At 71.1% G+C, this 22,654-nt stretch carries 25 protein-coding genes; 15 read left to right on the forward strand and 10 right to left on the reverse strand.

Going from position 1 to position 22,654, the window contains the following annotated elements:
• Position 1 precedes the first annotated feature (1 nt).
• Genes OG707_RS05350 through OG707_RS05360 form a run of 3 tightly spaced genes read left to right on the forward strand, consistent with a single transcriptional unit; the run spans position 2 to position 2,870 of the window.
• Positions 2-877, forward strand: a complete 876-nt coding sequence (locus OG707_RS05350; protein WP_329127615.1) for an amidohydrolase family protein — start codon at positions 2-4, stop codon at positions 875-877.
• A gap of 12 nt (positions 878-889) precedes the next feature.
• Positions 890-2,383, forward strand: coding sequence for an acyl-CoA synthetase (locus OG707_RS05355; protein WP_329114889.1), 1,494 nt, complete (start codon positions 890-892; stop codon positions 2,381-2,383).
• Positions 2,384-2,414: 31 nt separating this feature from the next.
• Positions 2,415-2,870: a MaoC family dehydratase gene (locus tag OG707_RS05360; RefSeq protein ID WP_329114890.1), complete on the forward strand. Its 456-nt coding sequence runs from the start codon at positions 2,415-2,417 to the stop codon at positions 2,868-2,870.
• 19 nt (positions 2,871-2,889) lie between these two features.
• Here OG707_RS05360 and OG707_RS05365 read toward each other — a convergent pair whose 3' ends face one another.
• From OG707_RS05365 to OG707_RS05380, 4 genes are all read right to left on the reverse strand, one after another.
• The gene (locus OG707_RS05365; protein WP_329127616.1) at positions 2,890-3,525 is read right to left on the reverse strand and encodes a cytochrome b/b6 domain-containing protein; all 636 of its coding nucleotides are present in this window, start codon (positions 3,523-3,525) and stop codon (positions 2,890-2,892) included.
• Entirely contained in the window at positions 3,476-4,213 is a 738-nt protein-coding gene (locus OG707_RS05370) for a molybdopterin-dependent oxidoreductase (RefSeq protein ID WP_329114891.1), read from the reverse strand. The genes OG707_RS05365 and OG707_RS05370 overlap by 50 nt, the downstream gene beginning before the upstream one ends.
• A 64-nt stretch (positions 4,214-4,277) precedes the next feature.
• Positions 4,278-5,810 carry an APC family permease gene (locus OG707_RS05375; protein WP_329114894.1) on the reverse strand — a complete coding sequence of 511 codons (1,533 nt, stop codon included), beginning with the start codon at positions 5,808-5,810 and terminating at the stop codon, positions 4,278-4,280.
• A 26-nt stretch (positions 5,811-5,836) separates the two neighbouring features.
• Positions 5,837-6,781, reverse strand: a complete 945-nt coding sequence (locus OG707_RS05380) for a hypothetical protein (RefSeq protein WP_329114896.1) — start codon at positions 6,779-6,781, stop codon at positions 5,837-5,839.
• A gap of 141 nt (positions 6,782-6,922) precedes the next feature.
• Between OG707_RS05380 and OG707_RS05385 the strand changes: the two genes are divergently transcribed.
• Positions 6,923-7,345, forward strand: a complete 423-nt coding sequence (locus tag OG707_RS05385; protein WP_329114899.1) for an ASCH domain-containing protein — start codon at positions 6,923-6,925, stop codon at positions 7,343-7,345.
• Positions 7,346-7,387: 42 nt separating this feature from the next.
• Here OG707_RS05385 and OG707_RS05390 read toward each other — a convergent pair whose 3' ends face one another.
• A complete protein-coding gene (locus tag OG707_RS05390) occupies positions 7,388-9,043 on the reverse strand; it encodes an FAD-binding dehydrogenase (RefSeq protein ID WP_329114900.1) in 1,656 nt (551 codons plus the stop codon).
• A 163-nt stretch (positions 9,044-9,206) separates the two neighbouring features.
• Here OG707_RS05390 and OG707_RS05395 point away from each other — a divergent pair, with 163 nt between their 5' ends.
• From OG707_RS05395 to OG707_RS05415, 5 genes are read left to right on the forward strand one after another with little or no spacing between them, the layout of a single operon-like run.
• Positions 9,207-10,094: a DMT family transporter gene (locus OG707_RS05395; protein WP_329114902.1), complete on the forward strand. Its 888-nt coding sequence runs from the start codon at positions 9,207-9,209 to the stop codon at positions 10,092-10,094.
• Positions 10,091-10,606, forward strand: coding sequence for an NUDIX domain-containing protein (locus OG707_RS05400; RefSeq protein ID WP_329114904.1), 516 nt, complete (start codon positions 10,091-10,093; stop codon positions 10,604-10,606). Before OG707_RS05395 ends, OG707_RS05400 begins: the two co-directional genes overlap by 4 nt.
• Entirely contained in the window at positions 10,603-10,998 is a 396-nt protein-coding gene (locus OG707_RS05405; RefSeq protein ID WP_329114906.1) for a YidH family protein, read from the forward strand. Before OG707_RS05400 ends, OG707_RS05405 begins: the two co-directional genes overlap by 4 nt.
• On the forward strand, positions 10,995-11,300 hold the full coding sequence (locus OG707_RS05410) for a DUF202 domain-containing protein (protein ID WP_329114908.1): 306 nt from the start codon (positions 10,995-10,997) through the stop codon (positions 11,298-11,300). The genes OG707_RS05405 and OG707_RS05410 overlap by 4 nt, the downstream gene beginning before the upstream one ends.
• A gap of 25 nt (positions 11,301-11,325) precedes the next feature.
• Positions 11,326-11,520: a hypothetical protein gene (locus OG707_RS05415; RefSeq protein ID WP_329114910.1), complete on the forward strand. Its 195-nt coding sequence runs from the start codon at positions 11,326-11,328 to the stop codon at positions 11,518-11,520.
• On the opposite strand, the gene OG707_RS05420 is transcribed toward OG707_RS05415, so the two are convergent.
• Positions 11,521-12,456, reverse strand: coding sequence for an NADP-dependent oxidoreductase (locus OG707_RS05420; RefSeq protein ID WP_329114912.1), 936 nt, complete (start codon positions 12,454-12,456; stop codon positions 11,521-11,523). It abuts the gene before it with no gap.
• A gap of 28 nt (positions 12,457-12,484) precedes the next feature.
• Positions 12,485-13,081: an NADPH-dependent F420 reductase gene (locus OG707_RS05425; RefSeq protein ID WP_329114914.1), complete on the reverse strand. Its 597-nt coding sequence runs from the start codon at positions 13,079-13,081 to the stop codon at positions 12,485-12,487.
• 114 nt (positions 13,082-13,195) lie between these two features.
• Between OG707_RS05425 and OG707_RS05430 the strand changes: the two genes are divergently transcribed.
• The 4 genes from OG707_RS05430 to OG707_RS05445 all read left to right on the forward strand — a co-directional run bounded on the left by OG707_RS05430 (position 13,196) and on the right by OG707_RS05445 (position 16,793).
• Positions 13,196-13,492 carry a winged helix-turn-helix transcriptional regulator gene (locus OG707_RS05430; RefSeq protein ID WP_329127618.1) on the forward strand — a complete coding sequence of 99 codons (297 nt, stop codon included), beginning with the start codon at positions 13,196-13,198 and terminating at the stop codon, positions 13,490-13,492.
• Positions 13,493-13,544: 52 nt separating this feature from the next.
• Positions 13,545-14,456 (forward strand): MBL fold metallo-hydrolase, encoded by a 912-nt coding sequence (locus tag OG707_RS05435; RefSeq protein WP_329114916.1) that lies wholly within the window; start codon positions 13,545-13,547, stop codon positions 14,454-14,456.
• A gap of 90 nt (positions 14,457-14,546) precedes the next feature.
• Complete coding sequence (locus OG707_RS05440; RefSeq protein WP_329114918.1) at positions 14,547-15,569, forward strand: phosphotransferase family protein; 1,023 nt, start codon at positions 14,547-14,549, stop codon at positions 15,567-15,569.
• Positions 15,570-15,578: 9 nt separating this feature from the next.
• Positions 15,579-16,793, forward strand: coding sequence for an acyl-CoA dehydrogenase family protein (locus tag OG707_RS05445; protein ID WP_329114921.1), 1,215 nt, complete (start codon positions 15,579-15,581; stop codon positions 16,791-16,793).
• Positions 16,794-16,922: 129 nt separating this feature from the next.
• Here the strand turns inward: OG707_RS05445 and OG707_RS05450 are convergent, their stop codons facing one another.
• Genes OG707_RS05450 through OG707_RS05460 form a run of 3 tightly spaced genes read right to left on the reverse strand, consistent with a single transcriptional unit; the run spans position 16,923 to position 19,978 of the window.
• Complete coding sequence (locus tag OG707_RS05450; RefSeq protein WP_329114923.1) at positions 16,923-17,519, reverse strand: TetR/AcrR family transcriptional regulator; 597 nt, start codon at positions 17,517-17,519, stop codon at positions 16,923-16,925.
• 30 nt (positions 17,520-17,549) lie between these two features.
• Positions 17,550-19,217, reverse strand: coding sequence for a class I adenylate-forming enzyme family protein (locus OG707_RS05455; RefSeq protein ID WP_329114925.1), 1,668 nt, complete (start codon positions 19,215-19,217; stop codon positions 17,550-17,552).
• Positions 19,214-19,978, reverse strand: a complete 765-nt coding sequence (locus tag OG707_RS05460; RefSeq protein ID WP_329114928.1) for an SDR family oxidoreductase — start codon at positions 19,976-19,978, stop codon at positions 19,214-19,216. The genes OG707_RS05455 and OG707_RS05460 overlap by 4 nt, the downstream gene beginning before the upstream one ends.
• A gap of 120 nt (positions 19,979-20,098) precedes the next feature.
• On the opposite strand from OG707_RS05460, the gene OG707_RS05465 reads away from it, so the two are divergent.
• Complete coding sequence (locus tag OG707_RS05465; protein ID WP_329114931.1) at positions 20,099-21,340, forward strand: exo-beta-N-acetylmuramidase NamZ family protein; 1,242 nt, start codon at positions 20,099-20,101, stop codon at positions 21,338-21,340.
• Between the two features lie 27 nt (positions 21,341-21,367).
• The gene (locus tag OG707_RS05470) at positions 21,368-22,642 is read left to right on the forward strand and encodes a serine-threonine protein kinase (protein ID WP_329114933.1); all 1,275 of its coding nucleotides are present in this window, start codon (positions 21,368-21,370) and stop codon (positions 22,640-22,642) included.
• The last annotated feature ends 12 nt before the right edge of the window (positions 22,643-22,654 follow it).

A 22,654-nucleotide genomic window follows, 5' to 3' on the forward strand; every position in this document is an offset into this window, starting at 1 on the left:
CATGGACATCAGCGAGCTGGTCGCCATCGACGTACACACCCATGCCGAGGTCTCCTCGCGCGGGCATTCCTCCCTCTCCGGGGATCTGGAGCATGCGGCCGACACCTACTTCGGGGTCGGCGCGCAGCGCAGGCCGACGCTGGAGGAGATGGCGGCGTACTACCGCGAGCGGAAGATGGCCGCCGTCGTCTTCACCGTGGACGCCGAGTCCGCGACGGGCACCGAGCCGGTGCCCAACGAGGAGGTCGCCGAGGCCGCGGCCGCCCACCCCGACGTCCTGATCCCCTTCGCCTCCATCGACCCCTTCCGGGGGAAGGCCGGGGTGCGGCAGGCGCGCCGGCTGGTGGAGGAGTACGGGGTCAGGGGCTTCAAGTTCCACCCCAGCGTGCAGGGCTTCTTCCCCAACGACCGTATGGCGTACGGCCTTTACGAGGCCATCGAGGAACTGGGCGCCATCTCCCTCTTCCACACCGGCCAGACCGGCATCGGCGCGGGCGTCCCCGGCGGCGGGGGCATCCGGCTCAAGTACTCCAACCCGCTGCACGTCGACGACGTGGCCGCGGACTTCCCGACGATGAAGATCATCCTGGCGCATCCGTCCTTCCCCTGGCAGGACGAGGCCCTCGCGGTCGCCACCCACAAGCCCGGCGTCCACATCGACCTCTCCGGCTGGTCGCCGAAGTACTTCCCGCCGCAGCTGGTGCAGTACGCCAACACCCTGCTCAAGGACAAGGTCATGTTCGGCTCGGACTTCCCGCTGCTGACCCCGGACCGCTGGCTGGCCGACTTCGACAAGCTCCAGATCAAGGACGAGGTCCGGCCGAAGATCCTCAAGGAGAACGCCGCCCGGCTCCTCGGTCTCACCCCCTCCCAGTGAAGGGCTCCACCGATGCGCAATGAGGGACTGGGGTCGTGGCCCGCACGCCGGGCCCGCAAGACCCCGCACCGCACCGCCCTGATCCACCACGGCAGTTCGGTCACGTACGCCGGCCTGTACGAGCGCACGACCCGCCTCGCCCACGCCCTGCGCGCCCAGGGCGTGCGGCGCGGCGACCGGGTGGCCCATCTCGGACCCAACCACCCGGCGTTCCTGGAGTCGCTGTTCGCCACCGGGATGCTGGGAGCGGTCTTCGTGCCGCTGAACATCCGGCTCACCGCACCCGAACTCGCCTACCAGATAAGGGACTCGGGGGCGGCGACGCTGCTGCACTCCCCCGCGTACACGGAGATCGCGAAGGATCTTCCCGTACGGAACCGGATCGTCACCTCCACCGCCGGCTACGAGGAACTGCTGGCCGCACAGGACCGGCAGCCCCTTGACGAGCAGGTGTCGCCCGACGATCTCTGCATCATCATGTACACCTCCGGCACCACGGGCCGCCCCAAGGGCGCGATGCTCACCCACGCCAATCTCACCTGGAACGCCGTCAACGTCCTGGTGGACCACGATCTGACGTCCGACGAACGGGCCCTGGTCTCGGCACCTCTCTTCCACACCGCCGGCCTCAACATGCTGGCCCTGCCCGTCCTGCTCAAGGGCGGCACCTGCGTCCTGACGGAGACCTTCGACCCCGGCGAGTCGCTCGGTCTCGTCGAGCGCCACCGGATCACCTTCATGTTCGGGGTGCCCGCCATGTACGCGCGGATCGCCGCGCACCCCGACTGGCCGGGCGCCGACCTCTCCTCGCTGCACCTGCTGACCTGCGGCGGCTCCCCCGTGCCCACCCCGCTGATCGAGACGTACCAGAAGCGTGGGCTGACCTTCCTCCAGGGATACGGAATGACCGAGGCGTCCCCCGGAGTCCTCTTCCTCGACGCCGAGCACGCGGTCAGCAAGGCGGGCTCGGCGGGTGTGCCGCACTTCTTCAGCGACACGCGCGTGGTGGGCCCCGATCTGCGGGACGCCGCGCCCGGCGAGAGCGGCGAAGTGCTGGTGCGCGGACCCCATGTCATGGGCGGCTACTGGGAGTTGCCCGAGGAGTCGGCTGCCGCTTTCAGCGACGGCTGGTTCCGTACGGGCGATGTGGCGCGCGTCGACGAAGACGGCTACGTCACCGTCGTCGACCGGCTCAAGGACATGATCATCTCCGGTGGCGAGAACATCTACCCCGCCGAGGTGGAGAGCGCCCTGCTCGCCCATCCCGCGGTCGCCGAGTGCGCCGTCATCGGCGTCCCCGATGACCGGTGGGGCGAGGTCGGCCGGGCCGTGATCGTCGCCGTCGACGGCACCGCGCCCGATCCGGAGCAGGTGCTGGCCTCACTGGCGGGGCGGCTCGCCCCGTACAAGATCCCCAAGTCCCTGGTGGTCGCGGCGGAACTGCCGCGCACCGCCTCGGGCAAGCTCCGCAAGGACCGGCTGCGCACGCGCTACGGATCCCTCTGACACCCCGACTCGTCTCATCCGGAGGAAACCCATGTCCCTCACCGTCAACGGCATCGAAGAACTCAAGAAGCTGTCCGGCAGCGAGCTCGGCACCAGCTCCTGGATCACCGTCACCCAGGAGCGGATCGACACCTTCGCCGATGCGACCGACGACCACCAGTGGATCCACGTCGACGCCGAACGCGCCGCGACCGGTCCCTTCGGCGCCACGATCGCGCACGGCTATCTCACGCTGTCGCTCTTCATCCCGATGTTCACCGAGCTCCTGGATGTCCAGGGGGTCACCACCAAGGTCAACTACGGCCTCAACAAGGTGCGTTTCCCGGCCCCCGTCACGGTCGGCTCCCGGCTGCGCCTGACGGCGAAGCTGGCCGAGGTCACCGATGTTCCGGGCGGGGTGCAGATCACGGTCGCCGGGGCGGTCGAGATCGAGGGCGGGGCCAAGCCGGCCGCCGTACTGGAGAGCGTGTCGCGCTTCTACGTCTGACCGGCGGGAGGCCCGGGGGCTACTCGCCCTTCCACCGGGGGTGTTCGCGATCCGCCCAGGCCCGGCTCACCCGTCCCGTCCGCATCCCCCGCCGCGCCTCCGGGTCCGCCAGGGCCATGCCCACATGGCCCGCGATCACGATGCCCGCCGTCAGCGCCAGCCAGTCGTGGACGAACGTCGCGCTCGTACGCCACACCAGGGGGGTGAGGTGGGTGAACCACATCAGCAGGCCCGTGCCCAGCATCACCAGGGTCGCGCCCGCGATCCAGGACGCGTAGACCTTCTGGCCCGCGTTGAACTTGGCCGCCTCGCGGCGGGCGCCGTCGCGGCGCAGGACGGAGCGCAGCCAGTGCATGTCGTACGGGGCGAAGCGGTTCAGGCGGCCGAGGTCGGCGCGGAGTGCGCGCGAGGCCAGACCGAGGAGGACGGGGACGGGGAGCAGCAGGCCCGACCATTCGTGGATCGTGACCACCAGGTAGCGGCGGCCGACCAGTTCGGCGAGCTGCGGGATGTAGAGGCAGGCGGCCGTGGCGATGCACAGGAGCATCAGGCCCGCTGTTGTGCGGTGGACCCAGCGCACGGGCCGTGCGAAGCGGCGTACGTCGTCAGACAGTCGGGGCGTCGCCTCGTCCGTTGGACTTGCCGACCCAGGCATCGGTGTCATAGCCGCGTTCCTCCCAGTAGCCGCGCTGGACATCGGAGGTCACCGTGATGCCGGACAGCCATTTCGCCGATTTGTAGAAGTACATGGGTGCTACGTAGAGGCGGACCGGGCCGCCGTGGGAGTGGACCACCGGTTTGTCCTGCATGCGCAGGGCCACCAACACGTCGGGCCTGCGGGCCTGTTCGAGGGTCAGACTCTCGCTGTACGCACCGTCGAAGCAGGTGAAGCGGATGGCCCGGGCTCCTGGGCGCACCCCTGCCGCGTCCAGGAGCCGGGAGAGCTGAACGCCTTCGAAGGGCGTGCCAGGGACGCGCCAGCCGGTGACGCACTGGACGTCGCGGACCAGTCGGGTCTGGGGCAGGGCTTTCAGAGAGTCGAGGGTGTACGTGGCGGGGCGGTCGACCAGGCCGTTCACCGTGAGGCGGTAGGTGGTGGCCGTTTTGTGGGGGACGGAGCCGGTCACCGAGTAATAGCGGAAGCCGCCGCCGTTGGGCAGCAGTCCGGTGAGGCCCGTCGGATCCTTGCCCGAGGCGGTGGAGAGGAAGGACTCCAGGCCGTTCTGGAGGTACGGCGCCGCCACGACCCCGGCCGCGCCGAGTCCGAGCGTGGCGAGCAGCAGACGGCGGCCGATGGGCTTTCCCTCGGTCTCCGTCCGGTCGGTGGGCGGTTCATCGTTCACACAGACGATTCGAGCACCCGTGGGCGCCCAAAGATAGGGTCCACGGGTGCTCGTCAGTGTTTCGTCACATCTCTTCGGCGGCCTTGTCCAGCTGGAAGGCTTCGTTGCCGAGTCCGATGCGGGCGTGGACCTCGGGCCTGGCCCTGCGCAGGACGAGTCCGTAGAGCAGGCCGCCGACCAGTGCGACGCCGACGATCGCCGGGAGGATCCAGCTCAGGGCTGATCCGGGGCCCGCGCCGACGAGGACGTCGAAGTCCTTGACCGTGTAGACGGCGATCACGATCAGTGCGACGCAGGACAGGGCGGCGGCGATCAGTCGCCAGGCCTGGGCCGCGGCCGCTCCGCGCCGTACGAAGAAGGCGATCACGGCGATCGAGGCGCCCGCCATGAGCACGATGATGCCGAGCGCGCCGATGTTGCCCATCCAGGTGAAGAGGTGCAGGACGGGGACCGTGGGGTCGCCCGCCGGCTTGTCGTCGACGGCGGCGAAGGCGATCACGACGACCACCGAGATGACGGTCTGCAGGACGGATCCGGTGCCGGGGGCGCCGCTCGCGCTGGTCGTACGGCCGAAGGACGCGGGCAGCAGACCCTCGCGGCCCATGGCGAAGGCGTACCGGGCGACGACGTTGTGGAAGCTGAGCATCGCCGCGAACATGCCCGTCACGAACAGGACATGGAGGACGTCGGTGAAGGACTTGCCGAGGGTCGTCTCGCTGAGGGCGAAGAGGAGTCCGGGACCGAGCTTGCCCGACTGCTCGCCGATCGCGGACGGGCCCGCCGCCACGGTCATCGCCCAGGAGCTGAGGGCGAAGAACAGCGCGACGAAGCCGACGGCGAGGAACATCACGCGGCGGACGACGATCTGGGGGCGGCTGGTCTCCTCCGCGTACACCGGTGCCTGTTCGAAGCCGACGAAGGCGGCGATGCAGAAGCAGAGTGCGGTGCCGAGGCCCGCGCCGGTGAGGGTGTCGGGGTTGAAGGCGTGGAAGGAGATGCCCTCCTGGGCCGGGGAGGCGAAGGCGGAGAAGTCGAAGATGACGACCAGGGCGCACTCGATGAGGAGGAGCACGCCGAGGACCTTGGCGTTGAGGTCGATCTTCAGCCAGGCCAGTACGGCGACGACCGCGACGGCCGCCAACGCCGGTATCCACCAGGCGACTTCGGTGTGCGCGTACGTCTGGAGGAGGCCGGAGACCTCGAAGCCGAACATGCCGTAGATGCCGACCTGCATGGCGCTGTAGGCGATCAGGGCGACGAAGGAGGCGCCCGCCCCGGCGGTGGCGCCGAGGCCGCGGGCGATGTACGCGTAGAACGCGCCCGCGTTGTGGACGTGGCGGCTCATCTCCGCGTAGCCGACGCTGAAGAGGACCAGGACCACGCCGAGGATGACGTAGAGGAGCGGCTGGCCGACGATGCCCATCGGGCCGAAGATGGTGGGCATCACCCCGGCCACCACCATCAGCGGCGCGCTGGCGGCGAGGACGGAGAGGAGCAGCCCCGCGGTGCCCAGGCGGCCTGCGCGCAGGGCCTGTTCCTGTCCTTTGAACGTGCTGATCTCAGGGGTCTCGGTGGTGCTCGCACTGCCCGGCGCCATGGCGGGTCGGTCCCTTCGTGGATGGTTTACACGGAGCCGAGCGCTGCGTCGCGCGCGGCACGGAAGGCCTGGTAGGGGTCGCGGTCCGGGTAGGACCAGGGGGCGCGTGTGGCGTGTTCGCCGATGCGGTGGAAAAGGGCCGCGGCCTCGGCGGGGCGGCCCTCGCAGTACTTGGCGTGGGCGAGGAAGTTGAGGTCGACGCGGTTACGGGGGTGGTCCTCGCGCTCCCACTCCAGCCACCAGTCGAAGGCGGCCTTCATGACCTGGCGGGCGCGGCGTCCTGTCCAGTGGGCGGAGCGCGCGGGGTCGGACGGTTCGCTGCCGGCGGCGGCGAGGACCCGGTAGCGCTCGGCGTGGGCCACGACGGGCAGGACCGCCAGGGGCGAGTCGGCGGGGGCCTGTTCGGCGGCCCAGGCGGCGAAGTCGTACACCTCGTGGAGCGGGTCCCGGCCGGACTCCGGGTGACGCTCGGCGAGGCGGGCGGCCATCAGGTGGTGGGCGTGATGGTGGTCGGGGTGGCGGGCCCTGACCTCCTCGAAGAGGCGGGCGGTCTCGTCCTCGGTGGAGCGGGCGCGGGCGAGGATCAGCAGCGCGAGCCAGGGGGTCGGGTCGGCGGGGGCGAGGCGGGCGGCGGTGCGGCAGGCGTCGTGGGCGGCGGCTTCGGGGGCCTTGCCGCGCAGCGTACGGAAGACGGTGGCGCACGCCAGCAGCGTTGCCGCGTCGGGGCTTTCGGGTTCCGCGAGCTGCCAGTCGCGGGCCCAGGCGGCGGAGGCGGATCCTGCGGCGAGTACGACGAGACGGTGGCCGCGGCGGTCCCAGTCGTCGCCCGTACCGGCGAGGAGGGAGCGGACGCGGGTCCAGCGGCCCTGGGCCAACTGGGCGCGGGTGTCGATGAGTTCGGAGTCGCCGAGGGCCGGGTCGGTGTGCTGGACGCCCCGTCTTCGGGAACGACCGAGGGATGGCGGAGACATCCGCGGGAGCCCTTCGCGGCTGCGGTCAGAGGATGATCGCGCACATCACATCGGTCCGGGCAGGTCCACGTCAAGAGCGATCTGGAGTGGCGGACTCCTCAACTGCCTTTGTTCGATGAGGATTTACGTAGGCTTGGTGCCATGCCGAACTCCGAACCGCTCAAACCGTTCCTGCTCGCCTTCCCCGGACCGCTGCGGGACCGGCTGGTCAATGCCGTGCTCAGCGGGGAGAAGGTCTCGACGACCGGCCTGCTCGCGGAGTACGAGGCAGAGCGCGAGGAGCTGCCGCCGGTGGGCGAACGGTCGGCGCTGATCGACTCGGCGGGGATCGAGATCGCGGTGGTGGAAGTCACCGAGGTGCGGGTGCTGCGGCTGGGGGAGGTGGATCTGCAGCATGCGCGGGACGAGGGCGAGGGGCATGAGTCCGTGGCGGAGTGGCGGGCCGCTCATGAGCGGTTCTGGCACGGGGAGGACATGCGGGAGGCGTTGGGGGATCCGGCGTTCGTCGTGGACGACGAGACGCTGGTCGTCGCGGAGCGGTTCCGGGTCGTCGAACGGTTGTAGCGGGTGGTGGGGTGGGCTGCGGGCCCACCCCACGCGTGGCGCCTAACCGACCGCCTTCGCCGCCGCCCTGCCCGCCGTACGCCCCGAGAAGATGCAGCCTCCCAGGAACGTTCCCTCCAGGGACCGGTAGCCGTGCACCCCTCCCCCGCCGAAGCCCGCCGCCTCGCCCGCCGCGTAGACGCCCGGCAGCGGTTCGCCGGTCTCCGTGAGGACCCGTGAGGAGAGGTCCGTCTCCAGGCCGCCCAGGGACTTGCGCGTCAGGATGTGCAGCTTCACCGCGATCAGCGGGCCCGCCTTGGGGTCCAGGATGCGGTGCGGCGACGCGGTGCGGATCAGCTTGTCGCCCAGGTAGTTGCGGGCCCCGCGGATCGACATCACCTGGAGGTCCTTGGTGAAGGGGTTCCTGATCTCCCGGTCGCGCGCCTCGATCTCGCGCCGCAGCTCCGCCTCGTCGATCAGCGGCTCCTTCGTCAGCGCGTTCATCCCGCGGACCAGCGACGCCAGGTCCTTCTCGACCACGAAGTCCGCGCCGTTGTCCATGAACGCCTTCACCGGAGCGGGTACGTCCGCGCGCGCCCTGCCGATGACGTCACGGATCGACTTGCCCGTCAGGTCGGGGTTCTGCTCGGAGCCCGAGAGCGCGAACTCCTTGCCGATGATCTTCTGGTCCAGTACGAACCAGGTGTAGTCGTGGCCCGACCGCTGGATGTGTTCCAGCGTGCCGAGCGTGTCGAAGCCGGGGAAGAGCGGCACCGGAAGGCGCTTGCCGCGTGCGTCGAACCAGAGCGAGGACGGGCCCGGCAGGATCCGGATGCCGTGCTTGGCCCAGATCGGGTTCCAGTTCTGGATGCCCTCGGTGTAGTGCCACATGCGGTCGCGGTTGATGTGGTGCGCGCCCGCCGCCTCCGTGATGCCGAGCATCAGGCCGTCCACGTGCGCGGGCACCCCGGAGAGCATGAACTCCGGCGGAGTGCCGAGGCGTTCGGGCCAGTTGGCGCGTACGAGGTCGTGGTTGCCGCCGATCCCGCCGGAGGTGACGATCACCGCCTGGGCCCGCAGCTCGAACTCCCCGGTGACCTCGCGCGTGCTCGCCGTGCCGCGCTCGGCGTCGCTCGCCTCCAGGATCTCGCCGGTGACCGTGTCGACCGCCCCGTCCGTACGGGAGAGACCCGTCACCCGGTGCCGGAACCGGAACTCCACCAGACCGCGCGCCACACCCTCGCGCACCCGCCGCTCGAAGGGCGCGACGACCCCGGGGCCCGTGCCCCAGGTGATGTGGAAGCGCGGTACGGAGTTGCCGTGGCCCGTGGCGTCGTACCCGCCGCGCTCCGCCCAGCCGACCACCGGGAAGAACCGCATGCCCTGGGCGTGCAGCCAGGCCCGCTTCTCGCCCGAGGCGAAGTTCACGTACGCCTCGGCCCACTTCCGCGGCCAGTGGTCCTCGTCGCGGTCGAAGCCGGCCGTGCCGAGCCAGTCCTGCATGGCCAGCGCACGGCTGTCCTTGATGCGGAAGCGGCGCTGCTCGGGCGAGTCGACGAAGAACAGGCCTCCGAACGACCAGTGCGCCTGTCCGCCGATCGACTGTTCGGGCTCCTGGTCGAGAAGGATGACCTTCTTCCCCGCATCGACCAGCTCGGCGGTCGCCACCAGGCCCGCGAGCCCGGCCCCGATCACGATGACATCAGCGTCGTACGCCATGGGCCCATCCCTGCCAGGAGAAGTTACTGTCCGGTCAGATCTTCTGCACGGACCGGGACCGAGTCAACCGTCACGTTCCGGGCACTCGGGAGGCGCAGCGGTGCCGAGGGGCGCTATCGTCGCCAAGTACCCGCCCCCTGACCGGTCTTGAGGTGGAAGACACGTGTCGGTCCTGGTCCTCGCACTCGCCGTGAGCGCGGCCTGTTGCCTCGGCTTCGGCTTCGTACTGCAGCAGAACGCCGCGGCGCGCGCACCGCTCGGCGACTTCCTGTCGTGGCGACTGCTCCTCGATCTCGTCCGTGTGCCGCGCTGGCTCGCCGGGATCGGTCTGATGGTCTGCGGCATGGTGCTCGGTGCGCTGGCGCTCGGCTGGGGCGAGGTGTCGCTGGTGGAGCCGCTGCTGGCCACCAATCTGCTCTTCGCGATGACGCTGAGCCGCTGGCAGACCGGGCAGCCGCTGGGCCGCCAGGGCTGGGGCGGGCTCGCGCTGCTCGCGGGCGGGGTGACGGCGTTCATCGTGGCGGGGCAGCCGCGCGGCAGCGTCGCGGTGGCCGGCCCGATGCGGCACTGGCTGATCATCGGGGTGGTGGCGGGCGTCGCGCTGCTGCTGACCGTGTACGCGAAGAGATCGCGGCTCAGCGCAGGGCCCGCGCTGCTCGCCCTCGCCGCGGGTCTGCTGTACGGACTGCAGGACGCGCTGACCCGGATCAGCGGGCAGCGGCTCTCGCAGGGCGGGCTCTTCGACCTGGTGACGACGTGGCAGCCGTACGGAGTGGTGGTGCTCGGGGTGACCGGCCTGGTGCTGGTCCAGAGCGCGTTCGAGACGGCGCCCCTGCGGATGTCCCTGCCCGCCCTGACGGCGGCGCAGCCCCTGGCGGGCATCGTCTGCGGCGTCGGCTTCCTCGGCGACCGGCTGCGCACCGACACGGGCGCGCTGGCCTGGGAGGCGGCGGGTCTGGCGGCGATCGTGGCCGGGATCGTGGCCCTGGGTCTGCATCCGGCGATGCCCGCGGGCGCGGTGGAGAAGCAGCGCGAGAAGATCGCGGCATGAACCCTGTGAACCCCGCTGAGGAACTTCTCGACGTCGTCGACGCATCCGACCGGGTGACCGGACAGCTGGCACGCGGCGAGGTCTACGCGAACAAGCTGCTCCACCGGTGCGTGTTCATCCTGGCGCGCGACGCCGAGGGCCGGATCTTCGTCCACCGGCGCACCCCGGTGAAGCTGGTCTTCCCCTCCCTGTACGACATGTTCGTGGGCGGCGTCGTCGGCGCGGGCGAGTCCTACGACGCGGCCGCGCTGCGCGAGGCGGAGGAGGAGCTGGGCGTGCAGGGCCTCCCGCAGCCCCAGCCGCTCTTCAAGTTCCTGTACGAGGGCGACGACGGCCAGGGCTGGTGGTCCTGGGTGTACGAGGTCCGCTGCGAACTGCCGGTGCGGCCGCAGGTCGAGGAGGTCGCCTGGCACGCGTTCCTCACCGAGGAGGAGCTGGAGCAGCGCCTCAAGGAGTGGGAGTGGGTGCCGGACGGGCGGGCCGCGTGGGGGCGGCTACTGTCGGAGGCGTGATCGACTTCGTACAGAGCCTGCGTCTCTGGTTCGCGCCGCAGCGGATCAGGGACGAGGGCGACACCCCGGACTACCGGTTCTCGCTCGCCAACGAGCGCACCTTCCTCGCCTGGATCCGGACCGCCCTGGCCCTGGTCGGCGGGGGTTTCGCCGTGGACCAGTTCCTGCCCGACCTGCGCTGGGCCGTCCGCGTGGGGCTGTCCCTGGCGCTGCTCGGCGCGGGTGCGCTGTGTGCGGTGCGCGCGGTCAATCACTGGGTGCGGTGCGAGCGCGCCATGCGGCGCGGCGAGGATCTGCCCGTGACCACCTTCCCGACCCTGCTCAGCCTGACGGTCGCGTTCGTCGCCGTGGCGATGGTCGTGGTCGTCGTGCTCGGCCTGGCCGGCACATGAGCGAGCGGGACCCCGGCCTCCAGCCGGAGCGGACCCGGCTCGCCTGGCGGCGTACGACGCTGAGCTTCACCGTGGCGGCGGTCCTCGCGGGCCGGCAGGCCCTGCACGGGGGCTCGGACGCCGGTGTCGTGGCGGCCGCGCTGGGTCTGCTGCTGTGGGTGGCGTTCCTGCGGGTCGCGCACCGGCGGATGGTCGACGTCGGGGAGTCGCCCCGGCCTGCGGTGATGTCGCCGCGCGCCGCGCTCACCGCCGCCGCGTGCACGGTCGCGCTGGCCGTGATCGGCGTGGCAGCGCTCCATTGAGCACGGACGCCCGCAAAGTAGGATTATGTCAGATTTCATCCTCTTGCTGTTCGGCGTCGTCGGCGCATCACTGATGATCCAGGCCGTCTGGGACCTGAAGTGCTGCCGGCAGACCGGAAGTGCCCCGGCCGACGAGGTGCCCGCGGTCGCGATGGCGCTGGGCGGCGCGTTTCTCGCGCTGGCCGGCCTGGTCGTCGCGTTCCTGGTCTCCCCGGTCTGATCAGGGCGTCTCCCAGTCGACGGTGACGACGATCTTGCCGCGGGTGCGGCCCTCCGCGTTCAGCCGGTGCGCCTCGGCCGCCTGCTCCAGCGGGAACGTGCGGTCCACGTGCACCGTGACCACGCCCTCGTCGGCGAGCACGCCGAGCGTGTGCAGATCCGTCGCGTCGGGCCGTACGAACACATAGCGGCCGCCGAGGCTCGTCACCTCGCCGTCCGCGACGGACGCCAGCCGGCCGCCGGGGCCCAGGACGTCGGCGGAGACCTTCAGGGTCTCGCCGCCGATCGTGTCGAAGGCCGCGTCGACGCCGTCGGGTGCCAGGGCGCGGATCCGGTCCGCGAGTCCTTCCCCGTACGTGACCGGCTCCGCGCCCAGCGAGCGCACATGGTCGTGGTTGTGCTCGCCGGCCGTGCCGATGACCCGGGCGCCGACGTTCTTCGCCAGCTGTACGGCGAGGGAGCCCACTCCGCCCGCCGCCGCGTTCACCAGGACCGTGTCCCCGGGGCCGATCTCCAGGGCGCGCAGCACCTGGTACGCGGTGAGCCCGGCCAGCGGCAGCCCCGCCGCCTCCTCGAAGCTGAGGCGCAGCGGTTTGCGGGCCAGGGTGCGGACGGGTGCGGCGACGTACTCGGCGAAGGTGCCCCGGGAGAGGAAGTCCTCGCGGACGTACCCCATGACCTCGTCGCCGACGGCGAACTCGGTGACCGAGGCCCCGGGCTGGACGACCACGCCGGAGACGTCCCAGCCCGGGATCACGGGGAAGACCGCGTCGAGGATCCCGTCGAGGTAGCCCTCGCGGCACTTCCAGTCGACCGGGTTGACGGAGGCGGCGCGCACCTTCACCAGGACCTGGTCGGGACCGACCTTGGGGTCGGGACGCTCGCCGTACTCCAGGACGTCGGGCCCGCCGTAGTTGCTGTAGCTGATCGCCTTCATACAGACGAGCCTCTGACCTGCGTCGTCCTTATGCAACCGGGGCGGGCGGCAGCATGGTGCGGGGGTCCTTGCCGCTCTTCCACAGGCCTATCAGGAGCGCGGTCGTGGCCTCGAGGAGCTCGGCGCGCTCCAGGCCGCCGATGTCCAGGGGTTCGCAGCCGAGGTCGCGTACGAGCGTGCGGACCGTCGCCAGCGCCCCTTCGTCGTCGCCGCAGAGCGGGACCGCGAGGCCGGGCGGCGGCCGGCGCCAGATGTCGTCGGAGCAGTGGTTGAAGGCCTTGACCACGTGCGCGCCCGTCGCGTCGGCGAGGGCGCGGGCCGCGGCCGGGGCGGTCAGGGTGAGGGCGGGGCCGATCGCGTTGGTGCAGTCGATCAGGGTCCGTCCGCGCAGTTCGCCGGCGGTGAGCAGGATGTCCGGGACTGCTTCGTGGGGGACCGCCAGGAGGGTGGCGTCGCCGAAGGCGGCCGCCTCGGCGAGTGTGCCGGGGCGTGCGCCCGTTCTCGCCGCGGTCGCCGCCGTGCGGTCCGGCGAGCGGCCGCCGATCAGTACGTCGTGTCCGGCCCTCACCCAGTGGGTCGCGAGGGCGTCCGCCATGTTTCCTGTGCCAAGGATTCCGATGCGCATGTACGTAAGCTAGGCGGGGCCCCGGTTACCGATCGGTGCCCAATCCGCCTGCCGGGGAGGGGTGTTGTGGACCGGGTACTCGCGGACTGCCGGGCACGGCTCGGCTTCGACCTGATGGCCAACACCTGGAACGCGGTGGTCCTGTACGCCCTGTCCGGGGGCGGGCGCCGGCCGCGCGAGCTGCGGGCCGAGATCGGCGGGATCAGCAGCAAGGTACTGACCGAGACGCTCCGCAGGCTGGAGGGGTACGCCCTCGTGGAGCGGCGGGTGTTCGCCGAGTCGCCGCCCCGTGTCGAGTACACGCTGACCGCGCTCGGGCGGACCCTGCTGGAGCCGATCGAGGCGCTCGGCCGCTGGTCGGCGGAGCACGGGGACGCCTTCGCCGCCGCGCAGGGTTGGGACGAGGACTGAGCAACTGGCAAGGTGTGCTCACCACTTGATCCACTTCCCCCGGGGGACCCCGATGACCGCCACGGCTCCGTACACCGTCGCACTCGCACCGCATGTCCACGCCTATGTCCAGCCGGACGGCGGCTGGTGTCTCAACAATGCCGGGATCGTCAGCGACGGGGTGTCGACGCTCCTCGTCGACACCACCGCCACGCTGCGGCGGGCCGAGGCCCTGCGCGAGGCGGTGACCGCGGTCGGGGCGCCGCTCCCGCGGACGGTCGTCAATACGCACCACCACGGGGACCACACCTACGGCAACAGCCTCTTCGCCCCGCACGCGACGGTCGTCGGCCACGACTCCTGCCGCAGCGAAGTGCTGGCCGCCGGGCGCCAGCTCCATCTGGTGTGGCCGCAGACGGACTTCGGCGACATCAGCATCACGGCGCCCACGCTCACCTACAGCGAGCGCCTCACCGTCCATCTCGGGGAGACCGAGGTGCGGCTGATCCACCCCGGTGTGGCGCACACGGTCGGCGACACCGTGGTCCACCTCCCCGGGCAGGGCATCGTCTTCACCGGCGACCTGGTCTTCCGGGGCGGCACGCCCTTCCTGCCGATGGGTTCGCTCAGCGGGTCGCTGCGGGCGCTGGAGCTGCTGCGGTCGCTGGACGCGCAGACCGTGGTGCCGGGGCACGGCCCGGTCACCGATCCCTCCGCGTACGACGACACCGAGCGCTATCTGCTGTACGTCGCCGAACTGGCCGGGGCCACCCACGCCAAGGGCCTCACCCCCCTGGAGGCCGCGCGCGAGGCGGACCTCGGCGAGTTTCGTGCGCTGCGCGAGAGCGAGCGCCTGGTGGCCAATCTGCACCGCGCCTACGCGGAGCTGGACGGCCTGCCCGAGGGGTCCCCGCTGGATCCGGTGGCCGTTTTCGGGGACATGGCGGCGATGAACGGCGGGGTTCCCGTGGCCTGTCACGCATAGGTCCTGGCACCCCGGGGGTGGACTGCATACCGACTGGTCGGCATGATGTGTGCGTACGCCACTCGTCATCACCATCCGGAGGTGCCTCCCATGAGCGCAGTCCACCCCCCAGGCATCGACCCGGAGGCACTCCGCGGCCATCTCGACCGCGCGCGCCCCGGTCTGGTGAGCGGACCGCTCAGCGCCCGGCTGATCGAGGGCGGCCGCTCGAACCTGACCTATGTCGTCACGGACGGCACCGGCCGGTGGGTCGTGCGCAGGCCGCCGCTCGGGCACGTACTGGCGACCGCTCATGACATGAAGCGCGAGTACCGGGTGATCAGCGCGCTCCACCCGACCGCCGTGCCGGTCCCCGAGCCGGTGCTGCTCTGCGAGGACGAGACGGTGATCGGATCGCCGTTCTACGTCATGGAGTTCGTCGAGGGAACGCCGTACCGCACGGCGCCCCAGCTCGCCCCGCTCGGTGCCGAGCGCACCCGCGCGGCGGTCCTCGGACTGGTCGACACGCTCGTCGATCTGCACGCCGTGGACCCCGAGGCGGTCGGGCTCGCCGACTTCGGCCGGCCCGAGGGCTTCCTCGACCGTCAACTGCGGCGCTGGGGCAAGCAGTTGGACGCCTCGCGCAACCGTGAACTCGCCGGCATCGACGAGCTGCACGCCGCACTCGGCCGTGCACTGCCCGACTCCCCCGCGCCGACCGTCGTCCACGGCGACTACCGCCTGGACAACGTGCTCCTCGGTGACGACGACCGCATCAAGGCCGTCCTCGACTGGGAGATGTCGACGCTGGGCGACCCGCTCACCGACCTCGGCCTGCTGGTGATGTACAGCTCCGACCTCGGCATCCCCGACGCTCCCGTCTCGACGACGAGCGGCGCCGCCGGCCACCCCTCCCCCGCCGAGCTCGTCGCGCGGTACGCGGAGCGCTCCGGCCGGGACACCTCCGCGATCGCCTGGTACACGGCCTTCGCCTGGTTCAAGCTCGCCGTGATCCTCGAGGGCATCCACTACCGCTACACCCTCGGCCAGACCGTCGGCGCCGGCTTCGACCAGATCGGCGGGCTCGTGCCCGTCTTCATCGAGCACGGACTCACCACCCTCCAGGAAGGCTGAACACCCGCCATGGACTTCGCATACGACGCCAGGACCGAAGAGCTCCGCACCAGGCTGCTGGCCTTCATGGACGAGCACGTCTACCCGGCGGAAGCCGTCGCGCACGAGCAGCGCGCGCTGCTCGACTCACCGTGGGACACCCCGGCGGTGGTCGAGGAGCTCAAGGAGGAGGCGCGCCGGCAGGGGCTCTGGAATCTTTTCCTTCCGGATGCCGAGTACGGTGCCGGGCTGACCAACCTCCAGTACGCCCCGCTGGCCGAAATCACCGGCCGCTCCCCGCAGTTGGGCCCGACCGCGCTGAACTGCGCCGCCCCCGACACCGGGAACATGGAGCTTCTCTTCCAGTTCGCGAGCGAGCAGCAGAAGAAGCAGTGGCTGGAGCCGCTGCTCGCCGGGGAGATCCGCTCCGCGTTCGCGATGACCGAGCCGGAGGTCGCCTCGTCGGACGCGACGAACATCGAGACGCGGATCGAGCGGGACGGCGACGAGTACGTCGTGACGGGCCGGAAGTGGTACATCTCCGGGGCGATGAACCCCGACTGCAAGATCTTCATCGTGATGGGCAAGACGGACCCGGACGGCTCCGACGTGCGGCGGCAGCAGTCGATGATCCTGGTCCCGCGCGACACACCGGGGGTCGAGGTCCGGCGGGCGATGACCGTCTACGGGTACGAGGACCACTACCACGGCGGTCACGCGGAGGTCGTCTTCGACGGGGCGCGGGTGCCGGCGGCGAACCTGGTGGGCGAGGAGGGCGGCGGGTTCGCCATCGCGCAGGCGCGGCTGGGTCCGGGCCGGATCCACCACTGCATGCGGCTGATCGGGATGGCCGAGCGGGCCATCGAGCTGATGTGCCGGCGAGCGGTGTCCCGCGAGGCGTTCGGCAAGCCGCTGGCTTCGCAGGGCGTCGTACAGAACTGGATCGCGGACGCGCGGGTCACGGTGGAGCAGCTGCGGCTGCTGGTGCTGAAGACGGCGTGGCTGATGGACACGGTGGGGAACCGGGGGGCGCACACCGAGATCCAGGCCATCAAGATCGCTACGCCTCGGGCGGTCGTCGACATCATCGACAACGCGGTGCAGTTGCACGGGGCGGGCGGGGTCAGCCAGGACTTCCCGCTGGCGGAGCTCTGGGCGGGGGCGCGGACGCTGAAGCTTGCGGACGGGCCCGATGAGGTGCACCAGCGGTCGCTGGCGCGGCGGGAACTGAAGCGGTACGTGTAGCCGGGGCGGGTTGGCGCGGCCCCACACGGGGGCTCCGCCCCCGGACCCCCGCTCCTCAATCGCCGGAGGGGCTTGATTTTGCTGCACTTGCATCGCAAGTACAGGCAAGATCAAGCCCCTCCGGGGCTGTTACGGCCGCAGCGCCCTCAGCAGGAGGTCCGCCAGGTGGTCCGCCACCTCCACGTGCGTGAGCGGGCCACCCGGGCGGTACCACGTCGACAAGTGGTGGATCGAGCCGAAGTGGTAGTCGACCACCAGGTCCGCCGGTGTCGCCGTCGAGAAGACGCCCTCCTTCTGGCCCTCCTCGATCAGCGCGCGGAAGCGCTCGTGGTAGCGGCGGCGCTCCCCCCGTACCTGCTTGTTCTTCTCCGGGCTCAGATGGTGCATCGAGCGGAAGAAGATCGACGCGTCGTCGAGGTTCTCGATGGTCGTCACGACCACGTCCGCCGCCGCGTCCCGCAGCCTCTTCTCCACCGGCGCGTCCGCGTCCGCGAAGGCGTCCAGGCGTTCCTGCTGGAGGCGCAGCACCCGGGCGTAGACCTCGTGGAGGAGGTCTTCCTTGGAGCCGAAGTAGTGGTAGAGCGCGCCCTTGGTGACCCCGGCCGCCTCCACGATCTCCTGGACCGAGGTGCGGTCGTAGCCCTGCTCGGCGAAGAGGCGGGTGGCGGCAGCCAGCAGCCTCTGGGGGACGGGGGTACCGTTCCCGTCGGTCGTCCTGGCTGCCATCAGGCCGCCACCCTTCTCTCTGTTCTCTGTTCAGTGGGGGGAACGCAGTTCCCGCCTGAGGATCTTCCCACTCGCCGTCTTCGGCAGCTCCGGCAGGATCTCCACCTCGCGCGGGTACTTGTACGCGGCGAGGCGTTCCTTGCAGTACGCGGAGAGGTCCCCGGGCTCCAGTTCGGCACCCGGGCGCAGGCTGACGTACGCCTTCACCGACTCTCCCCGGTACGCGTCCGGGATCCCCACGACCGCCGCCTCGCGCACCGCGGGGTGCGTGTAGATGACGTCCTCTACCTCGCGCGGCCAGACCTTGAAGCCCGACGCGTTGATCATGTCCTTCTTCCGGTCGACCACGTACAGCCAGCCGTCGGGGTCCATGAAGCCGATGTCGCCGGTCCTCAACTCCCCGTCGGGGAAGGCCGCTTCCGTCGCCTCGGGCAGACGCCAGTAGCCGGAGACCACCTGGGGGCCGCGTACCGCGATCTCGCCCTGTTCGCCGAAGGGGACGTCGTCGCCGTTCTCGTCGACGATACGGACGACCGTGTCGGGTCCGGGAACGCCCACGGAGAGCGTGCCGGAGACCGGGTCGACCGGGGCCTCGTGCTCCGGCGGGACCGCCGCGCAGGGCGCGGTGCACTCGGTGAGTCCGTACCCGTTGCGGATGTACGGGCCGAAGCCCGCCCGGAACTTCTCCACCAGGGCCGGCGGGACCGGCGCCCCGCCCGAGGAGATCACCTGGAAGGAGGAGAAGTGGTCGGGGGTCGCGCCCGGGGTCGCGGCGAGCGCCATGAAGGCGGTCGAGGGGCCCACGGTGTAGGCGGGGCGGTGTTCGAGGAACGCGTCCAGTACGACGCCCGGGTGGAAGCGGTAGGCCAGCACCAGGGTGCCCGCGTTGGCGAGGGCGGTGGCCAGCTCGCAGACCATGCCGGTGATGTGGAAGAGCGGGGCCAGGGCGAAGTAGGCCGCACCCTCGGGTATGGGGTGGCCGGTGCGCTGGCGTTCGGCGTTGATCATGATGTTGCCGTGGGCGTTCATGGCACCCTTGGGGGTGCCGCTCGTGCCGGACGTGTAGCTGATCAACGCCACGTCGGTGGCCGCCAGTTCGCGGTCGTCGGGTGCCGGGTGGCCCTGGCGGGCCACCGCCAGGAGGTCCGCCGCGTCGGCTGCCTGCTCCAGGCGGTCGAAGCCGAGGACGCGCTCGTCGTTGCGCGTCTGGAGGTCGCGTTCGCAGGCGGTGAGGGCCGTACGGACCGGGGAGTCGGCTGCCGTCTCGCGCAGGTAGGAATCCCAGGCGCGGTCCGAGCAGATCAGGGCCGAGACCTCGGCGTCGCGCAGGACATGGCCGACCTCGCCCGACTTGTACATCGGGTTGAGCGGCACCACGACCGCCCCGGCCTTCCAGGCGCCGAGCAGCGCGAGCACGAAGTGCGGGCTGTTCTGCAGCATGATCGCGACGCGGTCGCCCTGCCGGATCCCCTCGGCGGCGAGGTGGCCCGCGACCGAGTCGGAGAGGGCGTCGGTCTCGCGGTAGGTGAGGCGGCCGTCGAAGTAGGCGATCGCGGGGTGGTCCGGGGAGCCGGCCACGCTGTCGCGGAAGGCGTGCAGGACGGTGGGGCGGGGGTCGAGCGGGGCGCGCTGGGCCTCGCTGAGGCGGCCGAGCCAGGGCTTGGCCGCGTAGATCGACGCCGGTGCTGTGCTGGTCACTTGCCCGCCCCTTCCCACTTCTGCTGCAGGTGGTTCATATTGCCGATCCAGCGGTCGGGGTCGGCCGCCCGCGCCTGGTAGTAGCCCGCGACCTCGGGGTGCGGCAGGACCAGGAAGCGGTCCTCGGCGATCGCCGTGAAGAGCGCGTCGGCGACGTCCTCGGGCTCGATGGCGGTCGGTGTCAGGACGAGGTCGCCCGCCGAGCCGGACGCCGTGAGCATGTCGGTGCGGACACCCTGCGGACAGATCGCGTGGACCTTCAGACCCCGGTGGCGGTAGGTGAGCGCGAGCCACTCGGCGAAGGCGAGGGCTCCGTGCTTGGTGACGCTGTACGGCGCCGCGCCGATCATGGTCAGCAGCCCCGCGGCCGAGACGGTGGAGACGAAACGGCCCTCGCCGCGCTCCAGCCAGTCGGGAAGGAGCTCTCGGGCCGCCCGTACGTGGGCCATCACGTTCACGTCCCAGGCGGAGGCCCAGACGTCCTCGTCGGCGAAGGCGTCGCCGCCCGAGCCGAGGCCGGCGTTGGCGCAGTAGATGTCGATGGTCCCGCCGAGCGCCTCGCGCGCCTCGGCGACGATCCCGGAGGCGTCTCCGGGGAGCGCGATCGCTCCGATCGCCTCGGCCGACGCCTTGGTCTTGTCCGGGTCCAGATCGTTGACCACGACTCTGGCTCCCTCGGCGGCGAACCGGCGGGCCAGCGCGGCCCCGATCCCGCCGCCCGCTCCTGTGACCACGACGCCCGCGCCCTGGACCGTACTCATCTGGACCTGCCTCTCCCTTGAGTGCACCAGCAGACTAACCAGTCGGTATGTGTCATTGGAAGGGGTCAGGGGGCTAGCCTGCGTGGCCATGACAGTCGGAGCGATCACGGAGGTAGTCAAGTGAGCCTGTCCAGAAGGGGATTGCTGGCCGCGAGCGGCGCGGTCGGCGCCGCGGGTGTCGTGACATCCGGTGCGGGTACGGCCGCCGCGCACGGGCGGGTGCGGACCGGTTTCGACCGGCTGGCCGCCGACGGGTACCGGCTGCTGGCCGGGCAGAAGGTCGGCATCGTCACCAACCCGACCGGCACCACCCAGGACGTGCGCCACATCGTCGACGTCATGCACCCCGACCCCCGGGTGAACCTGACCGCGGTCTTCGGGCCCGAGCACGGGTTCCGGGGCACCGCGCAGGCGGGCGGGTCCGAGGGGCGCTACGACGACCCGGCGACGGGGCTGCCGGTCTACGACACGTACACCAAGAGCGGGCAGCCCCTCGCGGACATCTTCACCGCGTCCGGCGTGGACACCGTCGTGTTCGACATCCAGGACGCGGGCGCGCGCTTCTACACGTACATCTGGACGCTGTACGACTGCATGGAGGCGGCCGCGCTCGCCGGCAAGCGCTTCGTCGTCCTGGACCGGCCCAACCCGGTGACCGGGCGGGCGGCGCTGGGGCCCGTCATGCACCCGGAGTTCGCGACGTTCGTCGGGCGCAAGCCCATCTCGCAGGCGCACGGCATGACGGTCACCGAGCTGGCACGCCTCTTCAACGGCGAGTATCTGGCGCAGCCGGTGGAGCTGGAGACCGTGGCCATGTCGGGGTGGCGGCGGCGCGACTTCTTCGACGCGACTGGGCTGCCGTGGGTGCCGCCGAGCCCGAACATGCCGACGCCCGACACGGCGCTGGTCTACTCGGGCACCTGCCTCTTCGAGGGGACGAACCTCTCCGAAGGGCGCGGTACGACAAGGCCGTTCGAGCTCCTGGGCGCGGAAGGCATCGACGGGAAGTGGGCCGCGGCAGCGAACGCGCTCGGCCTGGACGGGGTGCGCTTCCGGGAGGCGTACTTCGCTCCGACCTTCTCCAAGTTCCAGGGCAAGACGGTCGGCGGGGTCCAGCTCCACGTCCAGGACCGGGAGTCGTTCGACCCGGTGCGCACCGCGATCGGGCTGCTGGTGACCGCCCAGCAGGTCTGGGACGGATTCGCCTGGCGGTCCGACAACTGGATCGACAAACTGACGGGTTCCACGCAGGTCCGCACCCTGATCGACGCGGGGGCCTCCACCGACGAGGTCGTCGCCGCCTGGCAGGGCGAACTGGCCGCGTTCCGGGCCGTACGGAAGCGGTATCTGGCCTATCACTGAGCCGTATTCCGCAGGATGCTGCGGACTATGACAGACACGGATGTGGAGCCGTACCGGGAGATCACGTTCGACAAGGACGGCGACGTCGATCCCCGGGAGCGCGATCTGCTGGCCACGCTGGACGTCACGGACCTGGTGATGTTCGCGCACGGCTGGAACAGCAGCCGGCAGGGCGCCACCGCGCTCTACCGCCGGTTCTTCGCCCCGGTCCCCGGGCTGCTCGCGGGTGCCCCGGGGGTCCGGATCGGCTACGCGGGCATCATCTGGCCCTCCATGGTCTTCGCGGACGAGCCGATCCCGGACTTCAAGCACCAGTCGGCGGTGGCCGCGGGGCCGGGGCTCGACCCGGAGTCGCAGCGGTCGCTGATGCAGTTCTTCCCCGACCGTGCCGACACGGTCGAGCGGCTGGCGCAGCTCCTCGACGAGCAGCCCGAGGACCGGGGCGCGTTCGACGAATTCGGGCTGCTGGTACGGCAGTTGGTGGACGTACCGGTGCAGAGCCCGGACGCGCGCTTCGCCACCGACACGGACACGGACGACGGCCCCCAGAGCGATCCGGCCATGCTGTACGAGGACACCCTGACCGTCTGCACGCTCTTCGCCGACGCGCTGGCCGAGACCGGGGCCGCCCCCGAGGAACTCTTCGGCGGCGGGCTCAAGCGGCTGTGGGGCGGGGCGAAGGAGCTGCTGCGGCAGGCCACGTACTACGCGATGAAGCGGCGCGCCGGGACCGTCGGTCAGCTGGGACTCGGACCGCTGCTCGGGCGTCTCGCCCGGGCCAGGCCGGGGATGCGGGTACATCTGGTCGGGCACAGCCAGGGGGCGCGGCTGGTCTCGTTCGGGCTGCGCGGGCTGCCCGCCGGGGTGGGGAACGTACGGTCGCTGACACTGCTCGAAGGGGCCTTCTCGCACTACGCGTTCGCCGCGAACGGGGTCCTCGCGGGGCTGCAGTCGCGGGTGGCCGGCCCTGTGGTCAGCTGCTACTCGCACTTCGACACCGCGCTCGGAGTGATCTATCCGATCGCCTCGCGGCTGGCCGGCGACTCGTTGGGCGCCGTCGACGACGACCCGCGCTGGGGTGCGATCGGCCACGACGGGATCCAGTCCGTGGACGGGACCGTCCGGCTCACCCTGCAGAACGCGCTGGGTCTCGGCGGACGCTTCCCGACCGCGGGGTGCGTGAACATCGACGCGGCCTCGGTCGTACGCAACGGGGGCCCGCCCGGCGGCGCGCACACCGACATCTGCCACGAGGAGCTGGCGAAGGTGGTGCTGGCGGCGGGCCGGATCGGTGCTGTGTGATCCGGCCCGCCG

The organism is Streptomyces sp. NBC_01465 (assembly GCF_036227325.1).
GTDB lineage: Bacteria > Actinomycetota > Actinomycetes > Streptomycetales > Streptomycetaceae > Streptomyces.

Coding starts and splice junctions, on each gene's coding strand:
- OG707_RS05440 (WP_329114918.1), top strand. CDS start 14,547: ATGAGCGCAGTCCACCCCCCAGGCATCGACCCGGAGGCACTCCGCGGC.
- OG707_RS05470 (WP_329114933.1), top strand. CDS start 21,368: ATGACAGACACGGATGTGGAGCCGTACCGGGAGATCACGTTCGACAAG.
- OG707_RS05450 (WP_329114923.1), bottom strand. CDS start 17,519: ATGGCAGCCAGGACGACCGACGGGAACGGTACCCCCGTCCCCCAGAGG.
- OG707_RS05460 (WP_329114928.1), bottom strand. CDS start 19,978: ATGAGTACGGTCCAGGGCGCGGGCGTCGTGGTCACAGGAGCGGGCGGC.
- OG707_RS05400 (WP_329114904.1), top strand. CDS start 10,091: ATGAACCCTGTGAACCCCGCTGAGGAACTTCTCGACGTCGTCGACGCA.
- OG707_RS05410 (WP_329114908.1), top strand. CDS start 10,995: ATGAGCGAGCGGGACCCCGGCCTCCAGCCGGAGCGGACCCGGCTCGCC.
- OG707_RS05430 (WP_329127618.1), top strand. CDS start 13,196: ATGGCCAACACCTGGAACGCGGTGGTCCTGTACGCCCTGTCCGGGGGC.
- OG707_RS05365 (WP_329127616.1), bottom strand. CDS start 3,525: ATGCCTGGGTCGGCAAGTCCAACGGACGAGGCGACGCCCCGACTGTCT.
- OG707_RS05375 (WP_329114894.1), bottom strand. CDS start 5,810: ATGGCGCCGGGCAGTGCGAGCACCACCGAGACCCCTGAGATCAGCACG.
- OG707_RS05380 (WP_329114896.1), bottom strand. CDS start 6,781: ATGTCTCCGCCATCCCTCGGTCGTTCCCGAAGACGGGGCGTCCAGCAC.
- OG707_RS05415 (WP_329114910.1), top strand. CDS start 11,326: ATGTCAGATTTCATCCTCTTGCTGTTCGGCGTCGTCGGCGCATCACTG.
- OG707_RS05435 (WP_329114916.1), top strand. CDS start 13,545: ATGACCGCCACGGCTCCGTACACCGTCGCACTCGCACCGCATGTCCAC.
- OG707_RS05350 (WP_329127615.1), top strand. CDS start 2: ATGGACATCAGCGAGCTGGTCGCCATCGACGTACACACCCATGCCGAG.
- OG707_RS05360 (WP_329114890.1), top strand. CDS start 2,415: ATGTCCCTCACCGTCAACGGCATCGAAGAACTCAAGAAGCTGTCCGGC.
- OG707_RS05385 (WP_329114899.1), top strand. CDS start 6,923: ATGCCGAACTCCGAACCGCTCAAACCGTTCCTGCTCGCCTTCCCCGGA.
- OG707_RS05355 (WP_329114889.1), top strand. CDS start 890: ATGCGCAATGAGGGACTGGGGTCGTGGCCCGCACGCCGGGCCCGCAAG.
- OG707_RS05390 (WP_329114900.1), bottom strand. CDS start 9,043: ATGGCGTACGACGCTGATGTCATCGTGATCGGGGCCGGGCTCGCGGGC.
- OG707_RS05420 (WP_329114912.1), bottom strand. CDS start 12,456: ATGAAGGCGATCAGCTACAGCAACTACGGCGGGCCCGACGTCCTGGAG.
- OG707_RS05445 (WP_329114921.1), top strand. CDS start 15,579: ATGGACTTCGCATACGACGCCAGGACCGAAGAGCTCCGCACCAGGCTG.
- OG707_RS05425 (WP_329114914.1), bottom strand. CDS start 13,081: ATGCGCATCGGAATCCTTGGCACAGGAAACATGGCGGACGCCCTCGCG.